The following is a 22,997-nucleotide window of genomic DNA, read 5'->3' as shown; positions in this document are numbered from 1 at the left end:
CTCTTTAAGACCCAACTCACATGCTGGATCTGATTCGAGCCTTGTTCGGCGCTAAGCCGCCCGTTTTACCGCTGGTGCGCTTGCGTCGGGCGGTCGAGGCATCGGATACCGTCACTTTGCGTGAAGTGATCCATGCCTATCCTCACCTATTGAATCACCAGGATGACAAGGGTGCGACGCCCCTACACTGGGCAGCCGAGAAACAGGACTTGTCCATAGTCGCCGCGCTGGTGGACTTGGGAGCAGACATCACCAAAAAGGACAAACTCGGCTATACCGCGTCCCACCTCGCTCACTACCACGGCGAGTTTCGTATGGGTTGCTACACGGACGTTTCCAAACAGATCGTCCAACGCATCGAAGGGGATTAATCCAAAAGTTAACGATGAGTTTTTATACTTACAGCGCCGAGCGCACCGCCTTCTGAATGTCCGCCTTCACCTTCGCCCAAGTCGTCTTGATGAGGGTTTTTGGTGTTTCCGTGTCCTCGGCGTCCTCGAAGTAGATCATGCTGCGCAGGGGAATCATCGGGTCGTGGTTGGGAAACTTCAGCTTGTAACAGCGCATTACTTCGTCGAGGCCCAGTTCTTTGAGCAGGGTGTGAAGGTCGTAGAAGTCCTTTTTCGCTCCTCGATTGCTGATGGCTCCCAGCTTCATCGCGACCACATCCGGCAGGCTCATCATCCTCACGCCCTCGATTGTTTCGAAAGGATGCAGCAGCGGATAAGGATAGGTTACAAAGTCCACTTTCACGTCCTCGATGAAAGCCATCATGCCGTTGTTGTTGTCGTTCGTGAGCTGGAAAGACGGGAAGTCCGTCGCCAGAGAGGCCGACACGATTTTGTTGTCGAACTTTTCTGAGTGGAAGAAATCGAGGTCCACCGACATGCGATGTCCAAAACGAAGCGCCAGCGAGGTGCCTCCAACGAGAGCGAAGCCCTCGGTGGCATGATGGGCACAGAGCGTCTTCAATAATGCCAGGGTGCTTGGGGGAACGGCTTCGCAGTGTAGCATCGGAAGTCCTCCTTTCTCAATTCAAGGGCCAGACAGAGTAGAGCGATGTTTTGCGGGCTGATGCTGCGGAGCTGTGTCACCACATTGCGCAGACGTTCATCGCCATAATGGCGGCGAATGGCACGCCAGCCTTCCAGCGCTCCGACGACCAACACACGTTCAATGATCTGCTTGGCGTGCTTTTCTGTGTCGAGGTTGGCCGGATTCACATCCCAAAACCACGACGCAGGCAAGCCGAGCGGCGTTTTGGCGCGGCGTGGAGATGGCGTTGAGGTCTTCATGCGGCTTGATGCTACCGCTTTGATGCCAAAGCTCAACTCTCCTCTGCCAGAACTCCCTTTCCGTATCGTTACCATTCGCGCATGAAACGCCTCTTCCTCCTCGCCCTCTGCCCTTCGCTCTTTGCGGCACAGACCGACTTCGCCAAGGCTCCGACGGACAAGCCCAACGTCCTCGTCATCATCACCGACGACCTCGGTTACGCGGACATCGGTGTGCATTGTGGCAAGGATGTGCCGACGCCGAACATCGACGCGCTGGCAGCATCGGGGGTGCGCTGCACGAATGGCTATGTCACCGCGCCGTATTGCAGTCCTTCGCGGGCGGGATTTCTCACGGGGAAGGCGCAGACGCGGTTTGGGCACGAGTTCAACCCGCATGTCGGTGACGAGGCGAGGCTCGGTCTGCCGCTGGATCAGCGCACGATTGCGAACGAGCTGCACGATGCGGGCTACGCGACGGCACTCGTCGGCAAGTGGCATCAGGGCTTTGATGCGGCGCATCATCCGCAGTCGCGGGGGTTCGACGAGTTCTTCGGCTTCCTCGTCGGCGGGCATAACTTTTTGCTCCACAAGGACGCCGAGCCCGAGTTCGGCTCCGCGCATTCGCATGACATGATCTATCGCGGTCGCGAGGTGCAGCGACTCGCAGGCTACACGACCGACCTCTTCACCGATGAGGCGCTGGGCTTCATGAATCGCAACGCCGCGAAGCCGTGGTTCCTCTACCTCGCCTACAACGCCGTCCATACGCCATTGGAGATCGCCGAGAAGCTCAAGAGCCGCATCCCAGTCTCCGTCACGGATGAAAATCGTCGCGGTTACCTCTCGCTGCTGCTCGGCCTCGACGACGCCATCGGTCGCATCAACGCCGAACTGAAGGCGAAGCACCCCAACACGCTCGTGTTCTTCTTCAGCGACAACGGTGGCAGTGGAAAGAAGCCCTTCTTCGCCTACAACACCGGCCTCAACGCGCCCCTGCGCGGCGACAAAGGCCAGACGCTCGAAGGCGGCATCCGCGTACCGTTTTTTGTGAACTGGCCAGGGCAACTGCCTGCGGGTCAGGTTTATGAGCATCCAGTGAGCGCCATGGACGTGCTGCCGACGGCCTGCGCCATCGGCAAAGCGAAGCAACCCGACAGCGTCGAAGGCGTGAACCTCCTGCCATATTTCAAAGGCGAAAAAGCTGACGCACCGCATGAGATGCTCGCTTGGCGTTTTGGCCCTCAAAAAGCCATCCGACGTGGTGACTGGAAGCTCGTCGATGTCCGAGACATGGAGGCCAAAACACAGTCGGGTTGGCAACTTTATGATCTGAGCGCCGACATCGGCGAAGCCAAGAATCTAGCAGCCGAGAAGCCCGAACTCGTCGCCGAACTGGTAAAGGCCTGGGACGACTGGAATGCGAAAAATATGCCGCCGCAGTGGCATGGTAGCCCGAATGAAGATCCCTCCTCGCCGCAGAAACCGGCGAGGAAGAAGTGATTCTGGCCTTCAGGAATCACTATCGTTTCGCCAGCGCTTGGGCGATCTCTTCCGCGACTTTCTTGGCCAGAAAGTCATAGCCTTCTTTGCCGTAATGCAAGTCTTTGGGATTATGCAGGCGATCAAACTCAGGCGTCATGTGCGCGTTGAGGTCATCGGTGATGACACCGTTCTCAGCCATCACGCGGGCGGCGATGTCGTTGTATTCCTTCACACTGCCAAAGCGACGCGAAGGATTCAGTTCACCTTCGGGAATCGGTGTGGTGCTGGCCCAGATGAGCGTGGCACCGGTCTGCTTCATGCGAGCGACAAGAGCGCGGAGATTCTTTTCGTAATCGGCCACCTCGACCTGTCGTTTGCCATCGGGCATGAACTTCAAGTCGTGGATGCCCCAGTTGAAGTGGATGACATCCCACTTCCCTGCTCCCAGCCATTTCTCGATGTTCGCGATGCCGTTCTTGGTCGGGCCGCCGTTTTGTGGGATGCGATGCACGTTCGCCTTTCCCTCTAAAAGCTTTCGAGTTGGCAACGTGTAGCCCATGGAGATCGAGTCTCCGATGATAAGGACGCGCGGCAATCCCGCCACATCTAGAATGGGTGCGGTCACCGGACTTGGGGCGCGTTTGGTCTTCGCCTCCGGCTTTGGGGTCTGGGCCTGAAGAGTCAGAGTCAATGGCAGAAGGAAGAGAAGGGCGAGTTTCATGCGGATGGCAGGAACGCGACGACTTGAGAGATTTGCGCAGAAAAAGCAGGCTTGTTCTGTCCGGGCAGATTCAGCGACTTCATCCATTCGACTTCCCGCGTGATCCATCTACGCTCAGCGCCTGTTCCAGCCATGGCACGCGCATCCCAAAAGCTCCCCGACAACCAGCCAGATCTTTTCACAGGTCAGCCACCCTCTGGCATGGCGGTGACGCGCCGCTTCCTCGGCTGGGATGCATCGCTCGTGCATTCGGTGGCGGCTCATCTCGCGGCGGGCTGGGATGGCATCGGAGCGCTGGATTTGAGCGAATGGCTGATCGTCGTTCCGACACGAAATGCGAGCCGTCGTTTGCGCGAGGCGCTGGCCATCCATGCAGCAACGAAAGATGCGGCAGTGCTGCCACCTTTGACCGTGACGCCGGACTTCCTGACATCGCCCGAGCGAGTGGCGGACATGCAGGCGGCAGGGCGTGTGGAAACGCTGTTGCTCTGGGCGGCGGAGATGTTGCGGGTGAATCTGGAGGATCATCGTCAGCTCTTCCCTGTCGATCCTGTGGAGCGAAACTTCACCTGGGCGCTGAAGACAGCGAATGATCTGCTGCAAGTGCGCGAGACGCTCAATGAAAATGGTCTGAGCCTGGGCGATGCCGCGCGGATGCTAGAGAACTCCGAGATGGAGCCGGAGCGGTGGCGTGATCTCGCCAAACTGGAACGCGAATGCGTGCGCGCGACGGAAGCGAATGGCTTCACCGACTGGCAGGTGGCGCGTCGGCGGGCGGCGAGCACGGGAACACTGCCCGAGAACGTGAAGCGCATCGTCATCGCGGGTGTGCTCGATCCCTCTGTGCTAGCAATCCAAGCGCTGGAGCGTCATTCTCAGCGCATCCCAGTGGAGGTGCTGATCTTCACGCCGCAAGCAACCCACAGCGGCTTCTTCGACCTGTGGGGTCGGCCTGTCGCTGAAGCGTGGCTCACGCAGCCAATTCACATCCCCACTCCAGAGAGCACGATCCATCAGGGCAGCTCACCTGCGGAACAAGCCGCTGCAGCGATGGAGATCCTCGCGGCCTATCCAAATCCAGGTGCGGTGGCTGCGATTGGCGTGGCTGATGCTGAAATCTCTGCACCGCTGGAAAAGACGCTCGCCGAGCATGACATCGGTGCCTATGACCCGGCGGGCAAACGCATGGGCACGCATGGCGTGTTTCATCTGCTGCGACTGCTCAGCCAGCTCAGCGCCTCGCGTTCATTCGGCACCGCAGCGGAAATGATGCGCTGCCCAGATGTACTGGAGACCGTTCGCCGAAAGGCGGAGGAACAAACGGGCACACGCCCAAGCTTGCCGCAGTTGCTCAAAGACCTGGATGATCTCGCCGTGAAGGCACTTCCAGACACCCTGGATGATGCCATCGAGCTGGCTCCACGAGTCTCGGAAGAAAGCCCCATCATCGTTGGTCTGACATGGATGGACGCCGTTTTGAAAAGCCTCTCGGGGGCGAACTTCGGCACGGCTTTGACTGACTTCCTCGCAGACGTCTTTGCGGCGCGTCGCTTCCGCAGTGATCGGCCACAGGACGCCGTCTTTGCCGCTATCGCAGATCAAATCTCCCAGGTGCTGGATGCGCTGGAAGGCCCCGCAGCTTCACTTTTCCCGAGCGCGCTGTCGTCTGGCAGTCGCTTGGAGCTTTTGCTGCGCGTTCTGGAAGAGCAGGTCTTCTATCCTGAGCGCGCTGCGCGTGACATAGATCTGCAAGGCTGGCTCGAGCTTCTCTGGGAGGATGCACCTCATCTCGTCGTGACCGGCATGAATGATGGCAAAGTGCCCGAGTCGATCATGGCGCATCAGTTCCTGCCGGACTCAGCACGGCGTGCGCTCGGCCTGCGCAACAACGACACGCGCTTCGCTCGCGATGCCTGCCTGATGACGATCATCATCGAGCATCGTCAGCGCACCGGCGGGCGAGTGGACTTCATCTTTGGCCGCACGGGCGCTGCTGATGAACCGTTGCGGCCATCACGTCTCTTGTTCCAATGCCCCGATGCCGATCTGCCGGCGCGCACGCTGAATTTTTTCAAGAAGCCAAAGCTGCGCAGCGATCCGATGGCTTGGCAGCTCGCTTGGCAGTTGAAACCGCAACCTTTGCCCGACGATGCGACGATCTTCAGCAAGCTGAGCGTCACCCAGTTCCGCGACTACCTCGTCTGCCCGTTCCGTTTCTACCTGAAGCACGGTTTGAAAATGAAGGAAGTCGATGCCTCACGCACGGAGATGGATGCCATGGAGTTCGGCAGCCTGCTTCATGCCGTGCTCGAAAAGTTTGGCAAAGAAGGTGAAGCCGCGACCTCAACGGATGCCAACGTGATCCGCGCGGAACTGCACCGCCTTCTCGATAGTCACCTACACGGCACCTTTGGCGCACGACTGACCGTGCCAGTAATGATCCAGAGCGAGTCCGCCAAGCAGCGCCTGTCCTGGTGGGCAGAGCGTGAAGCTGAGGAGCGGGCGAAAGGCTGGCGCATCGTGGCTGCGGAGACGCGCATCAGCCCCGAGGGCAATCCCTGGACACTGGCGGACATGATCGTCAGCGGCGTGGTGGATCGTGTGGAGGTTCATCCGCAACTCGGTGTGCGCTTGATCGACTTCAAGACCTACTCGCCCACCGTCGCGGGCAAAGGTGAAAGCAAAAGTGTGGAGGATTACCATCTCACGAAGCTCAAGCGCACCGAAGACGAAGCCGACTTCCAGCCCTGGATGCTCACTCAAAACAGCCGAGGCGAACTCTGCCGCTGGACGGATCTTCAACTGCCTCTCTACCGAATGGCGATGGAGCGTCATCATCCTGGCGCGGAGATCCACACCGCCTATGCCACGCTCGGCAAAACGAAGGCTGACATCGCACTCGATGCCTGGCCTGACCTCGAAGGCGAGCTGCTGCGAAGCGCGCGTACCTGTGCGGAAGGCATCATCGCCGCCATCCGAGCCCGCACCTTCTGGCCGCCTTCCGAGAAGCTGACTTACAGCGATGACGTCGGGCATCTCTTCTTCGGCGATCCACTCAAGGCGGTGGATGCGAGTTTGATTGCTCTAAATAGTTCAAAGAATTGACGATATGGTGGACTTATTTTTCGCCCTTCTGATGTTTGCCATTATACCGCTGATGTCTGTAAACTGTGCTTGCAGCTATGAAGTCAGCAAGGAACGAATTCCAACATGGAATTGCTCACTTTGGGGGCCTATTCTGAGCATGTTTTTCTATGTGCTGTATGACATTTGCATCGCGGAGCATCACCCCCATGTACCCAGTTTTTTCGGCTTGATTCTTGCCCCAGTTTTAGGCGTTCCCATGCTCGTGCCATCACTTATTGTCGTGCTGATCCGCAGAAGGTTCACACGCTCCAAGGGGCAGGAGGATAAAACCACAAAGCCTGAAGGCTGAACTCTTTTCTATGTCCGCAGCCATCCCCAACGAAATGATTCTCGCCTCGGCGGGATCAGGCAAGACGTGGCAGCTCACGAATCGCTTCATCGCTCTGATGGCGCAGCAGTTACTGGCCGGTCAGGAGGTCACGCCGGAGCGCATCGTGGCCGTCACGTTCACGCGCAAAGCTGCGGGCGAGTTCTTTGATTCGATCCTCGTGAAGCTCGCGAAGGCGGCCTCGGACCCGAAGTTCGCGAAGACGCTTGTTGGCGATGAAACCATCGACCCCGAAGTCGTGAATGATCCGCTGCGGCCGATCATGCGCGAGCTGACGTCGGATCACTTCCGCACGTTGTTACGCGTGTTCATCTCGCGGATGCCACGTCTGTTTCTCGGCACGTTGGACAGCTTCTTTTCGGCCATCCTGCGCAGCTTCCCAGCGGAGTTTGGCCTAGCTGGAGATTTCGAGATTCTCAGTGATCACCAAGGCTCCATCGAACGCGAGCGTGTGTATCGCTCAGTCTTCCAGCGCACATTGCCGGGTCTCAAATCACGAAGCGAAGGCATCGCAGCGCAGAAGGATTTCTTGGAGGCATTTCGACGTGCGACCTTTGGCAAAGAGGAGTCCAGCATCCGTGCTGTGCTGGATCAGTTTGTCGAAAATCAGCACGGCATCCTGCTTCATGCCGCGCGTCAGGAACTCTGGGGTGATGCAAAGTCGATCTGGCCCAAAGGCTGCCACTGGCTGGGATCGACGATCCAACTCGATGAAGAATTCGCGCGTCTGTTTGGCTACTTTGAAAGCGAAGACGTGAGTGAAAAGGCTTGGGAGTTCTGGCGCGAGTTTCGTGAGCAAGCCGTGTCTCATATTCCCGGCGGCAGCCTGCCAGCACGCGTGAAGTTCTTTGTCGGCAAGGCTTTGGAAGTCTGGCCGCAGATCGAATCCAAGAACTGCACACTGACGGTGAATCGTCAGAAGCAGAAGCTCGAAGGCCGAACCTGCGATGTCTTCAAAGCCATCATGACCCACATCGTCGGTGCCGAGATCACGGTGCGACTGGAACGCACGCAGGGCGCGTGGCAGGTGCTGAATTTGTTCGAGCAGAGCTGGTCCCAGCAGGTGCGTCGTCGCGGACGACTGACCTTCCAGGACATGGAGCTGATCCTCGCCGGACATGAGTTTGCCAAGGATCTGCCGCGCCCGATGCTCTCTCAGGTGCCAGGTGACGAGGAGCGGCTGCGCATCGACTACCGTCTCGATGCGCGCTACGACCACTGGCTGCTCGATGAGTTTCAAGACACGAACTACACGCAGTGGTCTGTGATCGAGAACCTCATCGACGAAGCCGTTCAGGATACCTCAGATGAGCGCACGCTCTTCCAAGTCGGCGATGTGAAGCAGGCCATCTATGCCTGGCGCGGCGGTGACACACGTCTCTTTGATGATGTGGCTGCGCGCTACAACTCCGGCGCAGCACAGCGCATCCAAAAGCGCCCGCTGAATGTCTCATGGCGCTCCGGGCATGATGTCATCGACCTCGTGAACCGTGTTTTCGGTGACGCGGCGGCACTCGAAGAGATGAATCTGCCTGAGGAAACCAAGAACCGCTGGCCATGGCTGGATCATCAGGTGGCAGGCATCCACGATAGGCTACCCGGATATGCCGCACTGCTGAACCCGCAGCCGGAAGACGGAGAGAAGGTCCAGGAGTCAGATCGCTTCAAACTAATCTCCGGTTTGCTCGAAGAGATCCAACCCGTGGCACGCGGCCTGAGCTGCGCGATCCTCGTTCAGGAAAACCGCACAGGACGTGCACTTGTGGATTACCTGCGCGCGCATTCGCCCTCGCGGATTCCGGTGATGTGTGAGTCGGAGATCGCCATCGCCACGGACAATCCTGTGACGCTGGCTTTGCTCAGCTTGCTGAAGTGTGCAGCCCATCCTGGTGACACGATGGCGTGGCAGCATCTTTGGATGACGCCCTTCCGCGCTGTCCTCGAAGCCGCCGAGATGAACACCGGCAAACTCGCCGCCGAGGTGCTGCGCCAAGTCTTTGACGATGGCTTTGAAACCACGCTGAGACACTGGCAGCGCGAGCTTGTGAAGTCTGGCACGGATCTCGACACCTTCAGCCACCGCCGGGTCGAGGATCTCGCACTCGCGGCGCGCATCTTTGATCAAGGCGGTAGCCGAAACATCGATGAATTCCTCGCCTATGCCGAGGGTTACACCGTGCGTGAACCTGATACGCATAACGCAGTTCAAGTGATGACGATTCACAAGTCCAAGGGCCTCACCTTTGACTGCGTGATCCTGGCGGATCTCGAAGGCAACTCGATGACGACCGTGCGCCGTGGCATCGGTGTGAAGCATGGCGAGAAACGCCAGGTGCAGTGGGTCTTCGATCTACCATCGAGCGACATCGTGAAGGCCGATCCCGTGCTCGGCGAATATCGCGAAGAACGCGAAGCCGAGGCCGCCTACGAAGAGCTGTGCAAGTTCTACGTGGCGCTCACGCGCGCGAAACACGCGAACTACCTCATCGCCGAGCCACGCAAGGAGTCGTCGAAGTCGAACAACTTCATCAAGCTGCTCCAACTCACGCTCGGCGATGAAAAAGAGCCTGTGCCGACTCACTTCGGCGATGTCCCAGCCGACATCGTTTATGAAAGCGCCACCAAGGCGACTGATCGGCGCTGGTTTGAAACCATTAAGGCCAAACCAGTGGAAGAGCCTGCTGCCGCCGCAATCATCAGTGTGACCTCCGAAGGTCGATTCCGCCCGCAGCGCCGCACGCCGAGTGGTTCCGAGACGAGTGTGGTAACGGCGAAGCAACTCTTCTCACGCGGCGGACGATTCGCACGCTCTTACGGCACGCTGGTTCATGCTTTGTTCGAGCAGATCGAGTGGCTGGATGAAATGGATGTCGCCGCGCTGGAGAAGTTCTGGCAGGCTGTCCCATGCGCTGATGAAAGCGTTCGCACACGCGCTTTGGAGGAAGTGCGTCGCTCTCTCGAAGCACCCGCAGCTCGCGCCACTCTCAGCCGCCCTTCTCCGCAGGCCGAGTGCTGGCGTGAGAAGCGCTTCGAGATCCTACTGAAAGGCGAATGGCTCTCCGGCACTTTCGACCGTGTCATGATCGAGCCGGACCGCGCCACGATCCTCGATTTCAAAACCGACAAAGTGGAGACCGACGAAGCCTTCAGCGCCCGCGTGGAAGGCTACACGCCACAGCTTCAAACCTACCGCGAGGTGCTTTCACGCATGACCGGACTCCCGCAGGCGGCCATTCACTGCCGCCTGCTCTTCACCCACCGACGCGAAGTAGTGACGGTTTAGACATTGAATCGCCACTCGACGACATCGCCGTCGCGCATGACGTATTCTTTGCCTTCGATGCGGAGCTTGCCGGCTTCGCGAGCTTTGGCTTCGGAGCCGAGAGCCACGAGGTCATCGTAATGCACGATCTGTGCGGCGATGAAGCCACGCTCGAAGTCGCCATGAATGACGCCAGCGGCCTGCGGAGCTTTCATGCCCTTTGTGATGGTCCAGGCACGGGTTTCTTTTTCACCCGTGGTCAGGTAGGTCTGGAGACCGAGCAGTGAATACACGCTCTTGATGAGCTGATTCACGCCGCTGTCCGTGACGCCGAGATCAGCGAGGTAGGCCAAGGCATCTTCATCGGGGAGATCGACGAGTTCATTCTCAATCGCTGCGCTGACGACGCAGGCACTGGCGGCATGCGCGTGGCTGACGTACTCGCGGACCTTTGCCACCAGTGGGTGTTTGTCTGGCTCTTTGGACGCGGAGGCGAGGTCGGATTCGGCGACGTTGCAGGCGTAGATGCAAGGTTTGCCGCTGAGGAGGAAGAAGGACTTCAGCAGTTTCTTTTCTTCGTCATTGAGCTCCAGCGTCACGGCGGGCTTCATGGCATCGAGATGCGGCATGAGCTTCTGGCAAAGAGCGTTTTCAGCGACGGCCTCCTTGATACCACGCTTCGCATCCTTTTCGGTGCGGCTCAGGCGCTTGCTCACGCTGTCCATGTCCGCGAGGATGAGTTCGGTGTTGATGACTTCGATGTCGCGGATCGGGTCCACACTGCCATCCACATGCGTGATGTCGCCATTTTCAAAACAACGCACGACGTGGACGATGGCATCCACCTCACGGATGTGGCTCAGGAATTTGTTGCCGAGGCCTTCGCCCTGGCTGGCACCTTTCACTAGGCCCGCGATGTCCACGAACTCGATGGCCGCTGGCACGAGCTTGCTGGAGCCGCTGATCTTGGAGAGCACGGCGAGGCGCTCATCCGGCACGATGACGACGCCCTGATTGGGCTCGATGGTGCAGAAAGGATAGTTGGCTGCCTCCGCCTTGCGGGTGCGGGTGACAGCATTGAAGAGAGTTGATTTGCCTACGTTTGGGAGGCCGACGATTCCAGCTTGGAGCATAAGGGCGGCGAGAATAGCGGCTCGCCGGGGCTTCGCGAATGAAATTCAGGCCCGGGAATTTATTTACTTCAGCTTCACGCTACCTGAGAGGATGGAAGATGTGGAGGCTTTAGTGGCGGGTGGGTCTGCAAGCTGTGGCAGGAGGAAATAGCCAGCACCAAACTGCAAATTTGGGATGAGCAGCCCCTGATAGCTGACGGTCCGGGTCAGTAGGGCTCCTGGTTTTTCAGGATTGTTGTCGGTGAGTTTGAAGCTGCCACTGAATGCACCCGTGGCGGTATTTAGAGTAAGGGCGAGCTGGGCTTTATTGGCATCGCTTCCCGCTTTCGGTAGGATGACGCGGTTCTTGGAGTCGATGGTAAAGGTGATGTCAGGCGAGGTAGAGTCGCTGTCGGTGATGCCGCCTGAGTCGAACTGAATGCTGGCGTTTCCTAAACTCAAAGGCAGGCCGAGAATGATACTGCCAGGGGCTGGCGGCACCCATCGGCTACCACTTAGCGTGAGTGCCACTGGGCCGCGCACATCGGCGCCGAAGCCTGTGGCGTAGTTGCGCTCGCCTCTGCGCAGGACGCTCAGCTTTACCCAATCGGCACCACCAGTGAGCACGGCGGCGGTATCGAGGCGTGCGGCGGCTTGGACGGAACCTGTGTTGGCATAGAGCGGTATCCAGAGCGAGCTTTCTCCATCTGGGCCGAGTGGTGCGGAGAAGGCAAGTGTCGAGCCGTCGCTCATCTTTCCAGCCCAGGCGGCTGCGCCAGCGCCGCTGACTTTGATGGTGGCATAACTGGTGCCTTGCGGTAGGGTGTCATCCCCGAGGAAAGTCTCCGTCAACGGGATGATGACATTTGTTGTGCCGAGTCGAGGTGCTGTGACCGGGCGTGTGGTGCCCCACGTCTGTCGCCAACCGCTGAGTTGGGCTGAGGCGACACCGATATGTACTGCGCCAATGAGCCTGTGATCGGCAGTGAGGCTGAAGTCTAGAATGATGGAAGTCAGTCCTTTGCGCGGGATGGGAAGGCTGAACCGGATGACCTGACTGCCATCGCTCGTTAGGTTGCCTTTGAAGGAATAACTGAGCGCACCGAGGGTGAGCTTTCCACTGCATGAGCCAGCAGCAGCGGTGGTGAAGGTCATTATCCCACCCAGGCCGCCATTCACGACCTGATCACGAGCGCAGGTGGCAAAGAAGGTGCCGACTGCGGATGCGGGTAGTGGCTGAACGCGCAGGGTGATGACTTCGGTCACTTTTGACCCGTCGATGTTTTGCACCACGATGCTTATCTTAAACACGCCAGAGGCGGTGGGCGTGCCGAGGATGGCATTGGCCGTGCGATCATAGCGCAGCCCGGCAGGCAATCCGCTCACAGAAACGATGCTCCAGGCTCCGCCGAGAGGAATGGACAAGGGCTGGGCGACCATGCTGAGCGCTGGCACGGCGGCATCCCAGCGCGTGACACGGCCCGCGTGGTCGATGAGCTTTTGGAGATAGGCGAGATTGCCTTCCTGGCTGATGTTTGCCCGCAGTGGGCTGATGGGATCAGCAACGTCCTGAGACCAGCCATCCATGAAATGGATGACGACTTTGCCGAGATCGAAAGCCCCATAGACGATGGCGGGGAAGGTGCCGATTTTTACAGAGGTGGTAAGCTTGTGTCCGGTGGCGAGCACGGGGCGATCCATCTTCTCGCTGGCGAGTGATTTGACCGCGAAGGGTGCCGCCACGGCTCCGAGACGCAGCGGAGTTCCTTTATGATGCCAAGCGCTGCCGTCCATGCCACCATTTTGACCATCGATGCGTTCGACGCCGAAGCGCTTCACGGCACCGATACCTCGCGAGTAGGCTGATTCGATCAGGGCGGTGCCGCCTCGCCGCACCCAGGTTTCCAGAGCTGCGCCCCACGCATCAGGATAACTCACCGTGCCAAGATGGGTGAAGAGCCTGATCGTCTGATAGCGCGCGAGCAGGGCGGCGGTCAGCGGGGTGCTGCGCGCATCTGCCACTGCCACGACATAGCCCGCAGCGCGCCATGCAGCGATCTCGATTGACTGCGAACCTGGGACTGCGGGGGTAGTCCACGCGGTGGGATCACCAGCTTTGAGATACACGAGACGCTTCTCTCCCGGCACGTCAGCAGCTGTGGTAAAGGTGATCTGATTGCCATAGGCTGTGCCTGCTGCATTGATGGCATAGGCGCGCAGGAAATACTCAGTGCTGGGAGCCAGCCCCACGAGGAAGGCATTGAAGCTGCCTTCACCACTGCCTGACGTGAGCTTGCTGCCGTTCGTGGTCGTGGGGTTCGCCGTCGTGGCAAAAACAATGCCGCGCTCACTGACGGGATTACCATGATCATCTGTGATCTCTCCTCCGGAACGTATGCTGGTGGAGGTGATGTCAGCGGCTGCCAGTGTGGTGATCTCGGCGACTTCATCCTCGGATTCGTCTGGCTCGGTGACGACGATGGAGAGCTGGCGGCTGGCGGTCTGCGGTGGTGTCCCATTGTCCGCCACCTGCACCTCCACTGTCAGGCTTTGGGGCTCCATGGCCGTATCTGCTGTCCAGGTCAGCAAACCCGAGGCAGAGTCGATGCTCATGCCTGCTGGTGGAGTGCCGGTCAGGCTGTAGGCCAGAGTTTGCGCGGGCAAATCGGAGTCGGTGGCATTGATCGTGACTTGCAGAGCCTGCCCGGCAGCGATGGTCAAAGGCGACACTGGGTTGATCGCGGGAGGTTCATTGCTCTCCGCTACGTTGATGGTGAAGGTTTCACTATCGGATTTCGCTGGCAGCCCGCCATCCGTGACGGTGATGGTGGCGCTGATGATGCGTCCACCGTCTGTCTCTTGTGTATTCCAGGTCAGCCTGCCCGTCTGCGGATCAATGACGAGGGCGTTGCTGTCAGCCTCAATCGAGTAAACGAGCTGCTCGGCAGGGCCGTCATCCGTGCTACTGGCCTGGATTTCCAATACAGAGCGCTCATCCACCTGCCGGTTGCCGATGGTGGCCAGCACGGGGGCTGCGTTTTCCAGACTGACCGTGGTGCTGGCCTGGGCGGCAGCAGGAGCGGACTCTGTGTTTCCAGAGGTGTCCGTGGCCCGCGAGTAGAAGGCATAGCTTTTTCCAGCTTCACCGAAGTAGATCGATGAAAAACGTGTCGTGCGCTGCATCCAAAGCGTGAAGGGGCCGCCGTTCACAGAGGCGTAAATGTCGAAGACTGCCAGCCCACGGTTGTCCTGGCCGCTCCAGCGTACAGGAATGAAGGCGGACGACTGTGCAGGAAGTGCTTCCACGCGGCTGGTCGGGGCGGATGTGTCCGGGGTGATGGCTGCATAGGTCAGCGAATACTGTCCGGTGCTGTTGTGGTCCGCGAGATGCAGGATGTTTTCCATCCTCGGCCTGCGACCCAGACCGATGAAGGTGCGGTCCGTGACCCACGCATTTTTCCCCACGGGAATCTGACGTCCGTCAGAGCGTGTCACCGCCATGAGCTGATACGCAGCATTTGCAGGATCAGGAATGCGCAGATAAGACCAGCCCGCTCCCTGGGCTGTCGTTAGGTTGACCGTCAGATTGCTGGAGTTCACTGGGCCGGAGAGGGTGCCAGCTTGTACCAAGGTCACTGGGGCCGTTGTGCCATCGCTCAGATGGACCGTGTCTGGCATGTCGTCGAGATCCGGCACGTCGTTGACCAGGAAGTCAGGCAAACCATCCGCCAGAGTGCCCTGGGCCTCGATCATGCGGATCATTTCGTGGATGCTCACGTCTTTGATGAGAGAGAGCCGCTCATCACCAAAGCCGTCCAGGTGCTGGAAAGTGGCCTTGTAGTCGATGAAGAGCCCTTGGAGAGAGGAGGTGATGTCCCACGTTGCCACCTTGCGTTCGTTCGGCTGCACATTGCCAAAGTCCGCCTTCAGTGAGGGGCTGCGTGCCTGCCCTGCCACCTGGGTGCCGATGATGTTGAAGTCGATGAGCAGGCCCTTCTCATTCTCCACGATCTCCGGCTGAGCCGAGGTGATGGTCAGATTCCGCGCCGCTCCTGCCCCCTTGTTCTCGACCATCACCGCGAGATGGTAAGGAATCGCAGGCTCAATCACATCGGTGTGTGGATCGTCACTCACCACATCGCGCTGGTGGAAGTATTTCAAATGCAACGCGGCGTCCGGGCGGACGGTGATGCGAGATTGTGCGACAGGGATGCTGAAACCGATGCCTCCTACTTTGTAGTGAATGCTTCCGCCCACATAATAAACAGTGTCAGTGTGAACCGCAGCGGTGTCGAAGGGCACCATGATCCAGGAGGCAGAGGCGCTGGACTTTCCTGCCAGAGGTGCTGTGCGGTCGATGGCTGGTATGCCAGTCACGGAGGAGAGGCGGACGGAGAAACGATCCGTCGCCACCAAACCCTGAGCATCTCGCACCTCGAAGTCGAAGCCGACTTGCTCCAAAGGTGTGTCTGGTTGGTTATTGGAGAGTTCTAGCACCGCTTTGAAAGCTGACCGTGTCATGACGGCTTCCTGATCCAGCTTCAATTTCACGGTCGAGCAGACTCCATCCTTCGGGGGCAGCTTGGCTACCACTTCAGGCAGAGCCACGAACTCCTCATTGGTGAGAAAAGCGTCGCTGAAGTCCACGGGTTCGTAGGGGACTCCATCCAGAAAATCTGGCTCACTGTTTAAATTGAATTGATTTGCGTGCATACTCCTCTGCGAGGGAGCTGCCGAGTCTGACGGATATTCGAAGACGGGTATTTCCGTACCTAGAGTAAGTCCCAAGCAATCGCTTCCTCCATTGGAGCCAATGGCGCAAACTTCACCGGTTAGGGAGGCAACAAAATCCATCTTCGCACGGACACGGTGTTGTCCAGGGCTGCCAGCGCACCATTTGCCTTCATACTTGAGCGAGGCAGAGCCTCCCAGCTTCCCCTCCAGTTTGCCTTCTCGGGCAGTGCCAGACGCTAGATGAGTGACTCGCACAGATGCTTCGCCTTTGGCACCAACGAAACCTGAGATACCTACTGAGACACTCACACAGCTCTTGGTATCACCACCGCACTCCTTGTCAGCTTTGATTGAGAGCTCCCCTTCGAGCTTGAGCTCAACCCCAAGATCGACGTCCCAGTTCACATGTTCGACTCTCCATGGGCCACCAGGCGGCGGGATCAAAGCAGGTGGGCTGGGAGGGCCCCATTTTATCTCACCTGAAATTTTAAACTTCACTTCGCCTGAGGCTGAGGAGCCAATTCCCACATCTTCATCACAGCAGATACATGCTTCTCCGCCTCCTGTTGTTGTGAACTCAAATCTCTCGAGCTTCGCACCAAGGGGAAGTGCTTTTGTGATCATGCTCGCCACTTTGCTGAGAACAGATGGCACTTTGATGGTCGCTTCCCCACCCAGGCAAATCTTTGAACCCGAAGGGAAGAAGGTTGTGCAATCGCAGAGGTCTGGGATCGCGAAGCCGACAGCTGTCGAAGAGGGTGTGCCTTGTCCGCTAGCGGGCTGGCCGCCAGGTGGATGATCCGGCGGTGTCCAGCGCCCACCGCAGTCTCCCTCGACTCCGCTCACAGCGAGTGGAGTGGATTTCTTCACTTCGGAGGGACCACAGATGAAGTCCCAAAAGAAGCCAGCACCGATGCCACACGGAACTGAGGAGGGCAGATTCATGGCCGATTGCAGTGGCACAGGATGCGTCAGACTCGATGTGCCGCCCGCCTCAGAAGAACCTGCGGGCACCTGAATCCGTCGGATCGTCACGGGCACGACGAGCTGGCTTTTGGCTGGGATGATACCCACATCTGGAATCAGCGGCACGATTTCATAGTAAGGATGCGAGTCGAAAGCGAACCGTCCATGGTCGGCAGCGATGAATCCGTGGTTCTCAATCAGGATGTTCACCACTTTAGACTGCCCGGCCACTTTGAGGTCAGCCACGTCAAGACTGGATGGTGTCAGCGTGACGACTGGCGCGGGGACATTCGTTTCAAAGGTGGATTGGATCGTGATTTTATAGCGATCTTGAATTTCGATTTCCTGCACAGTCCAGGTGTAGGACACGAAGTTCTTGGTCACGAATACCTGACGACGGTTAGCTTCTCCACCCATGACGTATTGCAGGCCCGTCCAGCGCGTATGCGAAGTGGTGTTTACCTCAATCGAATACCAGCCTTCCACGATCCCGGGAAACGAGGCTTTACCGTCGGCGTTGGTGATACTCGATGCGATATCAGCCGAAGTGATCGGGTCTCTTAAAATCACAGTCGCCCCCTGCACCTTTGGCTTCTCGGCGGTGAAGTAGAAATACTCATCCACCACCTCGATCTCCAGATCCCCTCGTTGATCTGACACGATACGCACGGCAAAGGGCAGGTTGAGCGAAGGTCCGTTTGTGGGTGCGACGACGAGATTCCCATTGTGCAGAGTCAGCGCATCGGTGGTGGCGGGTTTCAGCAGGATGGAAAAGCTGCCGGATGCACCAGGGGCGATGCTTGGGAGAGGCACGGTGGAGGCGAGTTCCATCCATGGCACATTCGGCAGCAGGATGTTGATGGGGCCGGAGGCGGCACCACCTTGGTTCTCTAGGGTGACGACGGCGGTTTTTTGCGTGCCGCGCAGGGCGGAAAGGCGCAGCGGATTCGGTGTCATCACCAACCTTGGCAGCAGCGGATTCACATTCACCTGCACAGGCACATCCAACTGGATGCCTTCCGTGGTTGTTACCCGGAAAGTCACGCTGCGGTTGCCTGAGTACCCTGCGGCGGCGGTGACAGTGATGCCAGCTTGCAGGCTGGCTCCCGAGGCCAAAGTGGTGCCTGGCAGGGTGGCGTTTGCCGTCAATCCGGCGGGCAGGTTCAGGGCTGTGATGCCAATGCCGTTCAGCGGATGGGTGGTGGGATTGCTGAGTGTGGCGTTGAAGGTGGCACTGCTGGCTTCATCCAGGGTGATGGCATTTTTCGGGAACTCAGGCGTGAGAGTGAGGATGGTGAAAGTATCCTGTGTGGGCGCAGTGGGTGTGCCGGGGTGAGAGGCACCGATCTCATAGTCCCCACCTTCACCGGGAAGGGGCTGCCAGGTGGTGGTGAAGTCACCGCTGGCATTGGTGATGGCGGCCACGCTGCGGCTGGTGCCGCTGACACGGATGTGGATGCTCACGAGGGCGTTTGGCACCTTGGCGTCTCCCTGAAGGGCACTGCCAGTGAAGGTGATGGGCGTGTTTGCAGGCACTTGCTCGGCGGAGGTCCGTACAATCGCGGTATAAGCTTCGCTGATGACAAGCGGCAGAGTGGCGACGAGGCTGTTGTTTGACTCGATGATCTCATCCACGGCCAATCCTGCGTCTGTGGTCACGAGCACCCAGTAGCTGCCTGCTTCACGAGGGGCGCGCAGGTTTTCACTGCGCTGGAAATGGGAGCCTGCGGCTAGGCCACCCGAGAAACTGCTCTGGGTCAAAAGGATGTCATCACCCACCACGCGGTCGCGGGAAAGGAAGACTCGTTGAACAAAAGTGTTCGCGGCTGCTGCGGTGCCTCGGTTTTCCACCTGGTAGGTGATGCTGAAGGCCGACTCTGTCTGCGCCGTGCTGGGCGAGTTTAGCGCTGTCACCACCAAATCAGGCCGCACATGGTCGGTCACCATCACCTGCTGCTGCGCGGGGCTGTAGGCCGTGGCGGTGGCGGTGATGCGCACAGTTTTGTTCCCATCCGTCAGGCCGTCATTAAGAGCGGAAACATTAAAACTAACCTCCTCGGCACCAGCAGGGATGGAGACGGTGGCTGGCACCTGGAGTTCTGTGGTCAGGCTGGCGTTCAATGTCACCGTGAGCGCTGGGGTGGTATTCCCACGCAGACGGCGCACGCGCATGATGCCGGACTGACCTTCGGAGAGGTATTCAGAATCAAAGACCAGCTCCAGTGCTGGACCTTCGTCGTCGCCAATGCTCAATACCAGCGTTGCTGTTTGCACGATGGTGCCTGCTCCAGCCACACGCACCTCACCACGGATGTTTGCCGTCTTTGCTCCATCGACCAAAGTGTTGTCCACAACGCCAATCGGGAAATCCACGGCTCGGCTGCCGCCAGGGATGACCACGCTGGCGGGCACCAGCGCCGCAGCAGGATTGCTGTTCACCAGCCAGACCGTGACCGGCAGTGGAGATGCCACATCCCGCTCCAGTCTGGCCATGACGGCATCCGCCCCGGCGGACTCAGGCACGGCGGTGCGGTCGGAAGTCAGGGTCAGGATCGGCCAATCATCATCCACTAGGGAGACCGTGCGCTCCACATTCACCGCGCCTGGGGCAGAGACGGTGATGCGCACATTCAGCGGCCCCTCGATCACATCATCCTGCCGCCCGCGAATGGTCAGGCTGGCGCTGGTTTGCCCGGCAGGGATCAGCACGGGCGGGCCGGGGTCGAGCTGCGCTGGCTGAGAGCTGGCAAGAGAAACACTCAACGCAGTGGCGCGCGGACTTTGGATGCTCACCGTGCCTGTCAGGCTGCCGCCTTCCTGAATCTCCGATCCCAGAGAGAGGGTCAGCACTGGCTGAAGATCAAGCACGACGCTGCGCATCATCTCTGACTGGTAGCTGCCACCCGGGGTCGAGACTTGCACGCGCAGTTCATAAGGCCCCTGCGGGAGTGTCTCGACAGGAAGCAGGGCACTGAAACCATTGCCTGAAATCGTATCCGTGCCGAGAGTCGTCCACTCGGCAGCACCCGGCACCCGGCCAAAAAACTGCACCTGAGCGATACCCGCGGTGTCACGCGCCACCACGCGCAGTTCAGTCGCAGGCTGGCGCAAAACCGCCTCATTCACGATCTCCGTGCCGTTTGCCGTAAAGCTGGTGATCACCGGCGGAAGTCGCAGATTCTGGCTGGCAGACACCGGCCAGTAGGATTCATCGCCAGCCTGACGCGCCGTCACCGCCACCGCACCGCCCTGTTGGACACGCAAAACCGTGCCGTTCACCTGCGCCACGAGGTTGCTGTTTGAGCTGAAGACCACGGGCAGCCCGCTGGAGGCCGTGGCTGCCAGCGGGATCTCCAGCGCACCGACTGTCAGCGGTGGGAAATTCAGCGTCTGTGCCTGTTTCGTGGCGCGGACGGAAACCACCGCAGGATCAAAGGCATCCTGAGAATTCACAGCCACGACGGCAAAATACTGGTCCGTCACTTCCGTGAAACCACCCAGCACCACGCTCGTGCCTGTGCGGGTGAAGATCGGTGTCATGCCCGCAACACTGGTGAAGGCGGAGGCGGCGCGGTAGATGGCATAATAGCGCACCAGCGAGGTGGGCTGCGCGGCATCCCAGTTCATCACCACTTCATCACCCAGTGTCGTCAGGGCAGGGTTAGGCGGGTTTTGCAGCCAGGTCGCTGCAAAGACAGATGTCCCCGGACTTTCATCACCGAAGAGATTGACGGTCGAGATACGGAACGGATACCCGCGCCCGCGCTCCAGGCCCGTCGCGGTCCATGTCGTGGCATTGGCGGGGAGATTGACCGCCGTCGTGCTGCCGCCGAAATAGACCCGGTAGCCGGAAAGGAAGCCTGCAGTACCTTCTGGGGCCTCCCAGGTGAAGGTCAGCGTGTTCGCTCCGCTCACCGTGACCAGATTGCGTGCTTCACCCACTCCGGAAACAGATGCCTGCGCGGAGAAAGACCTCACCACCGGATCAAAGCCACCCAGCGCATCCTCCGCTACCACCGCAAAATGGTAGATGCCCAGGCCCGCCAAGCCCGAGAGCGTCTGCCGCTGACTGCCCGCAGGCAGATAGGCGAAGGGTTCCATACCCGTCACCGTGTCAAAGAAAGCATCCGAGACATAGACACGGTAACGCACAATGTCCTGCTGCAGCAGCTCATTGTAATTGCTCCAGTCCAGCGTCACCGCACCGAAGCGAGTCGTCGAAGTCTCAGCGAAGAAACCGCTGCTCACGCCAGTCACCGGAGCTGGGACAGCGGCAGTAGGGACTAGGATGGAAAACTCACGGGAGACCACCTGGCGGTAGGGTGGCTCCGGCTCTGCTCCGACAAACATCGACACCTCACGCGAAACGACCTCTTTTGTGATCACATAGCCGGCTGAGTAATTCACCGCTGGCAGGAAGTTCCCCAGGCCATCCACCGCCACCACGGCAAAGAAATGGTCCGTCCAGGCGGCCAGCCCGGTCAATGCGGCAGTGTTGAACTCCCCGCCCACGGACATCACCGGCGTCAGCTCGGAGACACTCATGATCGGTCCGCTCTCAGAAAGATAGATGTCAAACCTCGCCACATCTCCCACAGCCCACTGATTGTAGCTGCTCCAGTTCAGCGTCGCCGCATCCCCCGTGGGTGAGAGTGTCACGCCTAGTCCGGTGATAGCAGGCGGCGCACTCGTGGAGTTCACCAGCAGGCTGACCTCGCGCGAGACGATCTGTTTGTAGGGTGGCACCGGCTCAGCGCCGACGAAAAGAGACACCTCTCGCGAAATCACCTGCGGGCTCAAAACATAGGCTGCGGAGTAAGTCACGGCTGGGATGAAGTTCCCCAGAACATCCACCGCCACCACGGCGAAGAAGTGATCCGTCCACGCAGTGAGCCCGGTCAGCGTGACGGAGGTGGATTCGCCAGGCACAATGCGGAAAGGCGTCATAGCGCTCACATCGGTGAAGCCGCCCGCATCCGAGAGATAAACCGCAAAGTGGGAGATGTCCGCTACTTGCCACTGATTGTAACTGCTCCAGTCCAGGGTGGCTGTGTCACCCGTCGGAGAAACTTGGATCACGAGATCTGTGATGGCTGGAGGAGCAGCCGTGGAGCCGACCGCTAGACTGACCTCGCGTGAGATGACCTGAGCGTAGGGGTTCGCCGGACCGTTTTCACGGTTCAGGGAGACTTCACGCGAGATCACCTCCTTGATCTCAGGCGTCTGGATGCCTCCGACATGCAGGGAGACCTCCCGCGAGACCACCTCCTTGATCAGCACCTGGCCTTGCAGCACGGGCGTGATCCAGCCCAGGCAGGTCAAGACCAGCACCAGACGATGGAAGTTCATGTTCATGATCGAGAACAAAGGGATTCTGGAAACAGCCAAGTCACACCCGAGGAACCCTGCACCGCAGGTCCGCAGGCACAAACCGGCACCGACTGCGGCTCAGGGCCGGACGACCTTCACCTGAAGTGCCGAGTAACCGACATTGGTCGGCACATTCGCCACCCACTGGAGCACATTCGGCGGCAGACCGGTCGCACTGGAGTCGATAGTGGCATTCACCGTAGTTTGGTTCGCATTCGAGCGCGGGGTGATGCGCACCTGCACCGTGGAGGCAGACTCCACATTCTCCGTGCGGATCACGACTGGAGTCGTGGTGCCTTGAGGGAGGGTCACATCAGGTGTCAGTGCACCGAAGGCTGCTCGCGGGTCTGCCGGAGTATTCACTCCACCAACAGAAACAATTGCGACTTTGGGCGCATCAGTAGGAGGCCATAGAACCGCTGTCGCACCAACAGTTAGTGGAACTACACTAGGGTCGGGGGATATGGATGATGCTAGGCCGTGTTTGAAAACCTGTCGATTGGCAAAGTTGAAGGGGTGGTGTAAATAAGGCGACCGATGAAAACACAACGCTTCGCATGGTGGGGGCCGCTCAAAGAGCGGCTCAAAAAAATGGTCC

Annotated in this window: 11 protein-coding genes; 5 read left to right on the top strand and 6 right to left on the bottom strand. The window is 59.1% G+C overall.

Features of this window, described 5'->3' with window-relative positions; genetic code table 11:
- Window positions 1-20: 20 nt before the first annotated feature.
- A complete protein-coding gene (locus tag AC6FTP_RS12005; protein ID WP_497207160.1) occupies window positions 21-371 on the top strand; it encodes an ankyrin repeat domain-containing protein in 351 nt (116 codons plus the stop codon).
- A gap of 28 nt (window positions 372-399) precedes the next feature.
- Here AC6FTP_RS12005 and AC6FTP_RS12000 read toward each other — a convergent pair whose 3' ends face one another.
- Together AC6FTP_RS12000 and AC6FTP_RS11995 are read right to left on the bottom strand one after the other, a co-directional pair.
- The gene (locus AC6FTP_RS12000) at window positions 400-972 is read right to left on the bottom strand and encodes a nucleotidyl transferase AbiEii/AbiGii toxin family protein (protein WP_497207159.1); all 573 of its coding nucleotides are present in this window, start codon (window positions 970-972) and stop codon (window positions 400-402) included.
- The gene (locus tag AC6FTP_RS11995) at window positions 969-1,295 is read right to left on the bottom strand and encodes a DUF6922 domain-containing protein (protein WP_497207158.1); all 327 of its coding nucleotides are present in this window, start codon (window positions 1,293-1,295) and stop codon (window positions 969-971) included. The genes AC6FTP_RS12000 and AC6FTP_RS11995 overlap by 4 nt, the downstream gene beginning before the upstream one ends.
- A gap of 81 nt (window positions 1,296-1,376) precedes the next feature.
- Here AC6FTP_RS11995 and AC6FTP_RS11990 point away from each other — a divergent pair, with 81 nt between their 5' ends.
- Window positions 1,377-2,777 carry a sulfatase family protein gene (locus AC6FTP_RS11990; protein ID WP_497207157.1) on the top strand — a complete coding sequence of 467 codons (1,401 nt, stop codon included), beginning with the start codon at window positions 1,377-1,379 and terminating at the stop codon, window positions 2,775-2,777.
- Between the two features lie 19 nt (window positions 2,778-2,796).
- Here AC6FTP_RS11990 and AC6FTP_RS11985 read toward each other — a convergent pair whose 3' ends face one another.
- The gene (locus tag AC6FTP_RS11985; RefSeq protein ID WP_497207156.1) at window positions 2,797-3,480 is read right to left on the bottom strand and encodes an SGNH/GDSL hydrolase family protein; all 684 of its coding nucleotides are present in this window, start codon (window positions 3,478-3,480) and stop codon (window positions 2,797-2,799) included.
- Window positions 3,481-3,612: 132 nt separating this feature from the next.
- On the opposite strand from AC6FTP_RS11985, the gene AC6FTP_RS11980 reads away from it, so the two are divergent.
- From AC6FTP_RS11980 to AC6FTP_RS11970, 3 genes are read left to right on the top strand one after another with little or no spacing between them, the layout of a single operon-like run.
- Window positions 3,613-6,585 carry a PD-(D/E)XK nuclease family protein gene (locus AC6FTP_RS11980; protein ID WP_497207155.1) on the top strand — a complete coding sequence of 991 codons (2,973 nt, stop codon included), beginning with the start codon at window positions 3,613-3,615 and terminating at the stop codon, window positions 6,583-6,585.
- Between the two features lie 4 nt (window positions 6,586-6,589).
- Window positions 6,590-6,916 carry a hypothetical protein gene (locus AC6FTP_RS11975; RefSeq protein WP_497207154.1) on the top strand — a complete coding sequence of 109 codons (327 nt, stop codon included), beginning with the start codon at window positions 6,590-6,592 and terminating at the stop codon, window positions 6,914-6,916.
- A gap of 10 nt (window positions 6,917-6,926) precedes the next feature.
- The gene (locus tag AC6FTP_RS11970; protein ID WP_497207153.1) at window positions 6,927-10,238 is read left to right on the top strand and encodes a UvrD-helicase domain-containing protein; all 3,312 of its coding nucleotides are present in this window, start codon (window positions 6,927-6,929) and stop codon (window positions 10,236-10,238) included.
- Here the strand turns inward: AC6FTP_RS11970 and ychF are convergent.
- The 3 genes from ychF to AC6FTP_RS11955 form a co-directional block, all read right to left on the bottom strand.
- Window positions 10,235-11,350, bottom strand: coding sequence for a redox-regulated ATPase YchF (gene ychF, locus AC6FTP_RS11965; protein WP_497207152.1), 1,116 nt, complete (start codon window positions 11,348-11,350; stop codon window positions 10,235-10,237). The genes AC6FTP_RS11970 and ychF overlap by 4 nt on opposite strands.
- A gap of 63 nt (window positions 11,351-11,413) precedes the next feature.
- Complete coding sequence (locus AC6FTP_RS11960) at window positions 11,414-22,384, bottom strand: fibronectin type III domain-containing protein (protein ID WP_497207151.1); 10,971 nt, start codon at window positions 22,382-22,384, stop codon at window positions 11,414-11,416.
- Window positions 22,385-22,477: 93 nt separating this feature from the next.
- Complete coding sequence (locus AC6FTP_RS11955) at window positions 22,478-22,711, bottom strand: hypothetical protein (RefSeq protein ID WP_497207150.1); 234 nt, start codon at window positions 22,709-22,711, stop codon at window positions 22,478-22,480.
- Between the last annotated feature and the right edge of the window lie 286 nt (window positions 22,712-22,997).

Source organism: Prosthecobacter sp. (genome assembly GCF_044378005.1).
Taxonomy (GTDB): domain Bacteria; phylum Verrucomicrobiota; class Verrucomicrobiia; order Verrucomicrobiales; family Verrucomicrobiaceae; genus Prosthecobacter.
Note: the sequence above shows the minus strand (reverse complement) of the source record. Positions and strands in the feature narration are given on the sequence as shown.

Bases quoted from the DNA above. Each gene is read 5' to 3' on its own strand.
- AC6FTP_RS12005 (WP_497207160.1), top strand. From the start codon at position 21: ATGCTGGATCTGATTCGAGCCTTGTTCGGCGCTAAGCCGCCCGTTTTA.
- AC6FTP_RS11995 (WP_497207158.1), bottom strand. From the start codon at position 1,295: ATGAAGACCTCAACGCCATCTCCACGCCGCGCCAAAACGCCGCTCGGC.
- AC6FTP_RS11990 (WP_497207157.1), top strand. From the start codon at position 1,377: ATGAAACGCCTCTTCCTCCTCGCCCTCTGCCCTTCGCTCTTTGCGGCA.
- AC6FTP_RS11985 (WP_497207156.1), bottom strand. From the start codon at position 3,480: ATGAAACTCGCCCTTCTCTTCCTTCTGCCATTGACTCTGACTCTTCAG.
- AC6FTP_RS11980 (WP_497207155.1), top strand. From the start codon at position 3,613: ATGGCACGCGCATCCCAAAAGCTCCCCGACAACCAGCCAGATCTTTTC.
- AC6FTP_RS11975 (WP_497207154.1), top strand. From the start codon at position 6,590: ATGGTGGACTTATTTTTCGCCCTTCTGATGTTTGCCATTATACCGCTG.
- AC6FTP_RS11970 (WP_497207153.1), top strand. From the start codon at position 6,927: ATGTCCGCAGCCATCCCCAACGAAATGATTCTCGCCTCGGCGGGATCA.
- ychF (WP_497207152.1), bottom strand. From the start codon at position 11,350: ATGCTCCAAGCTGGAATCGTCGGCCTCCCAAACGTAGGCAAATCAACT.
- AC6FTP_RS11960 (WP_497207151.1), bottom strand. From the start codon at position 22,384: ATGAACATGAACTTCCATCGTCTGGTGCTGGTCTTGACCTGCCTGGGC.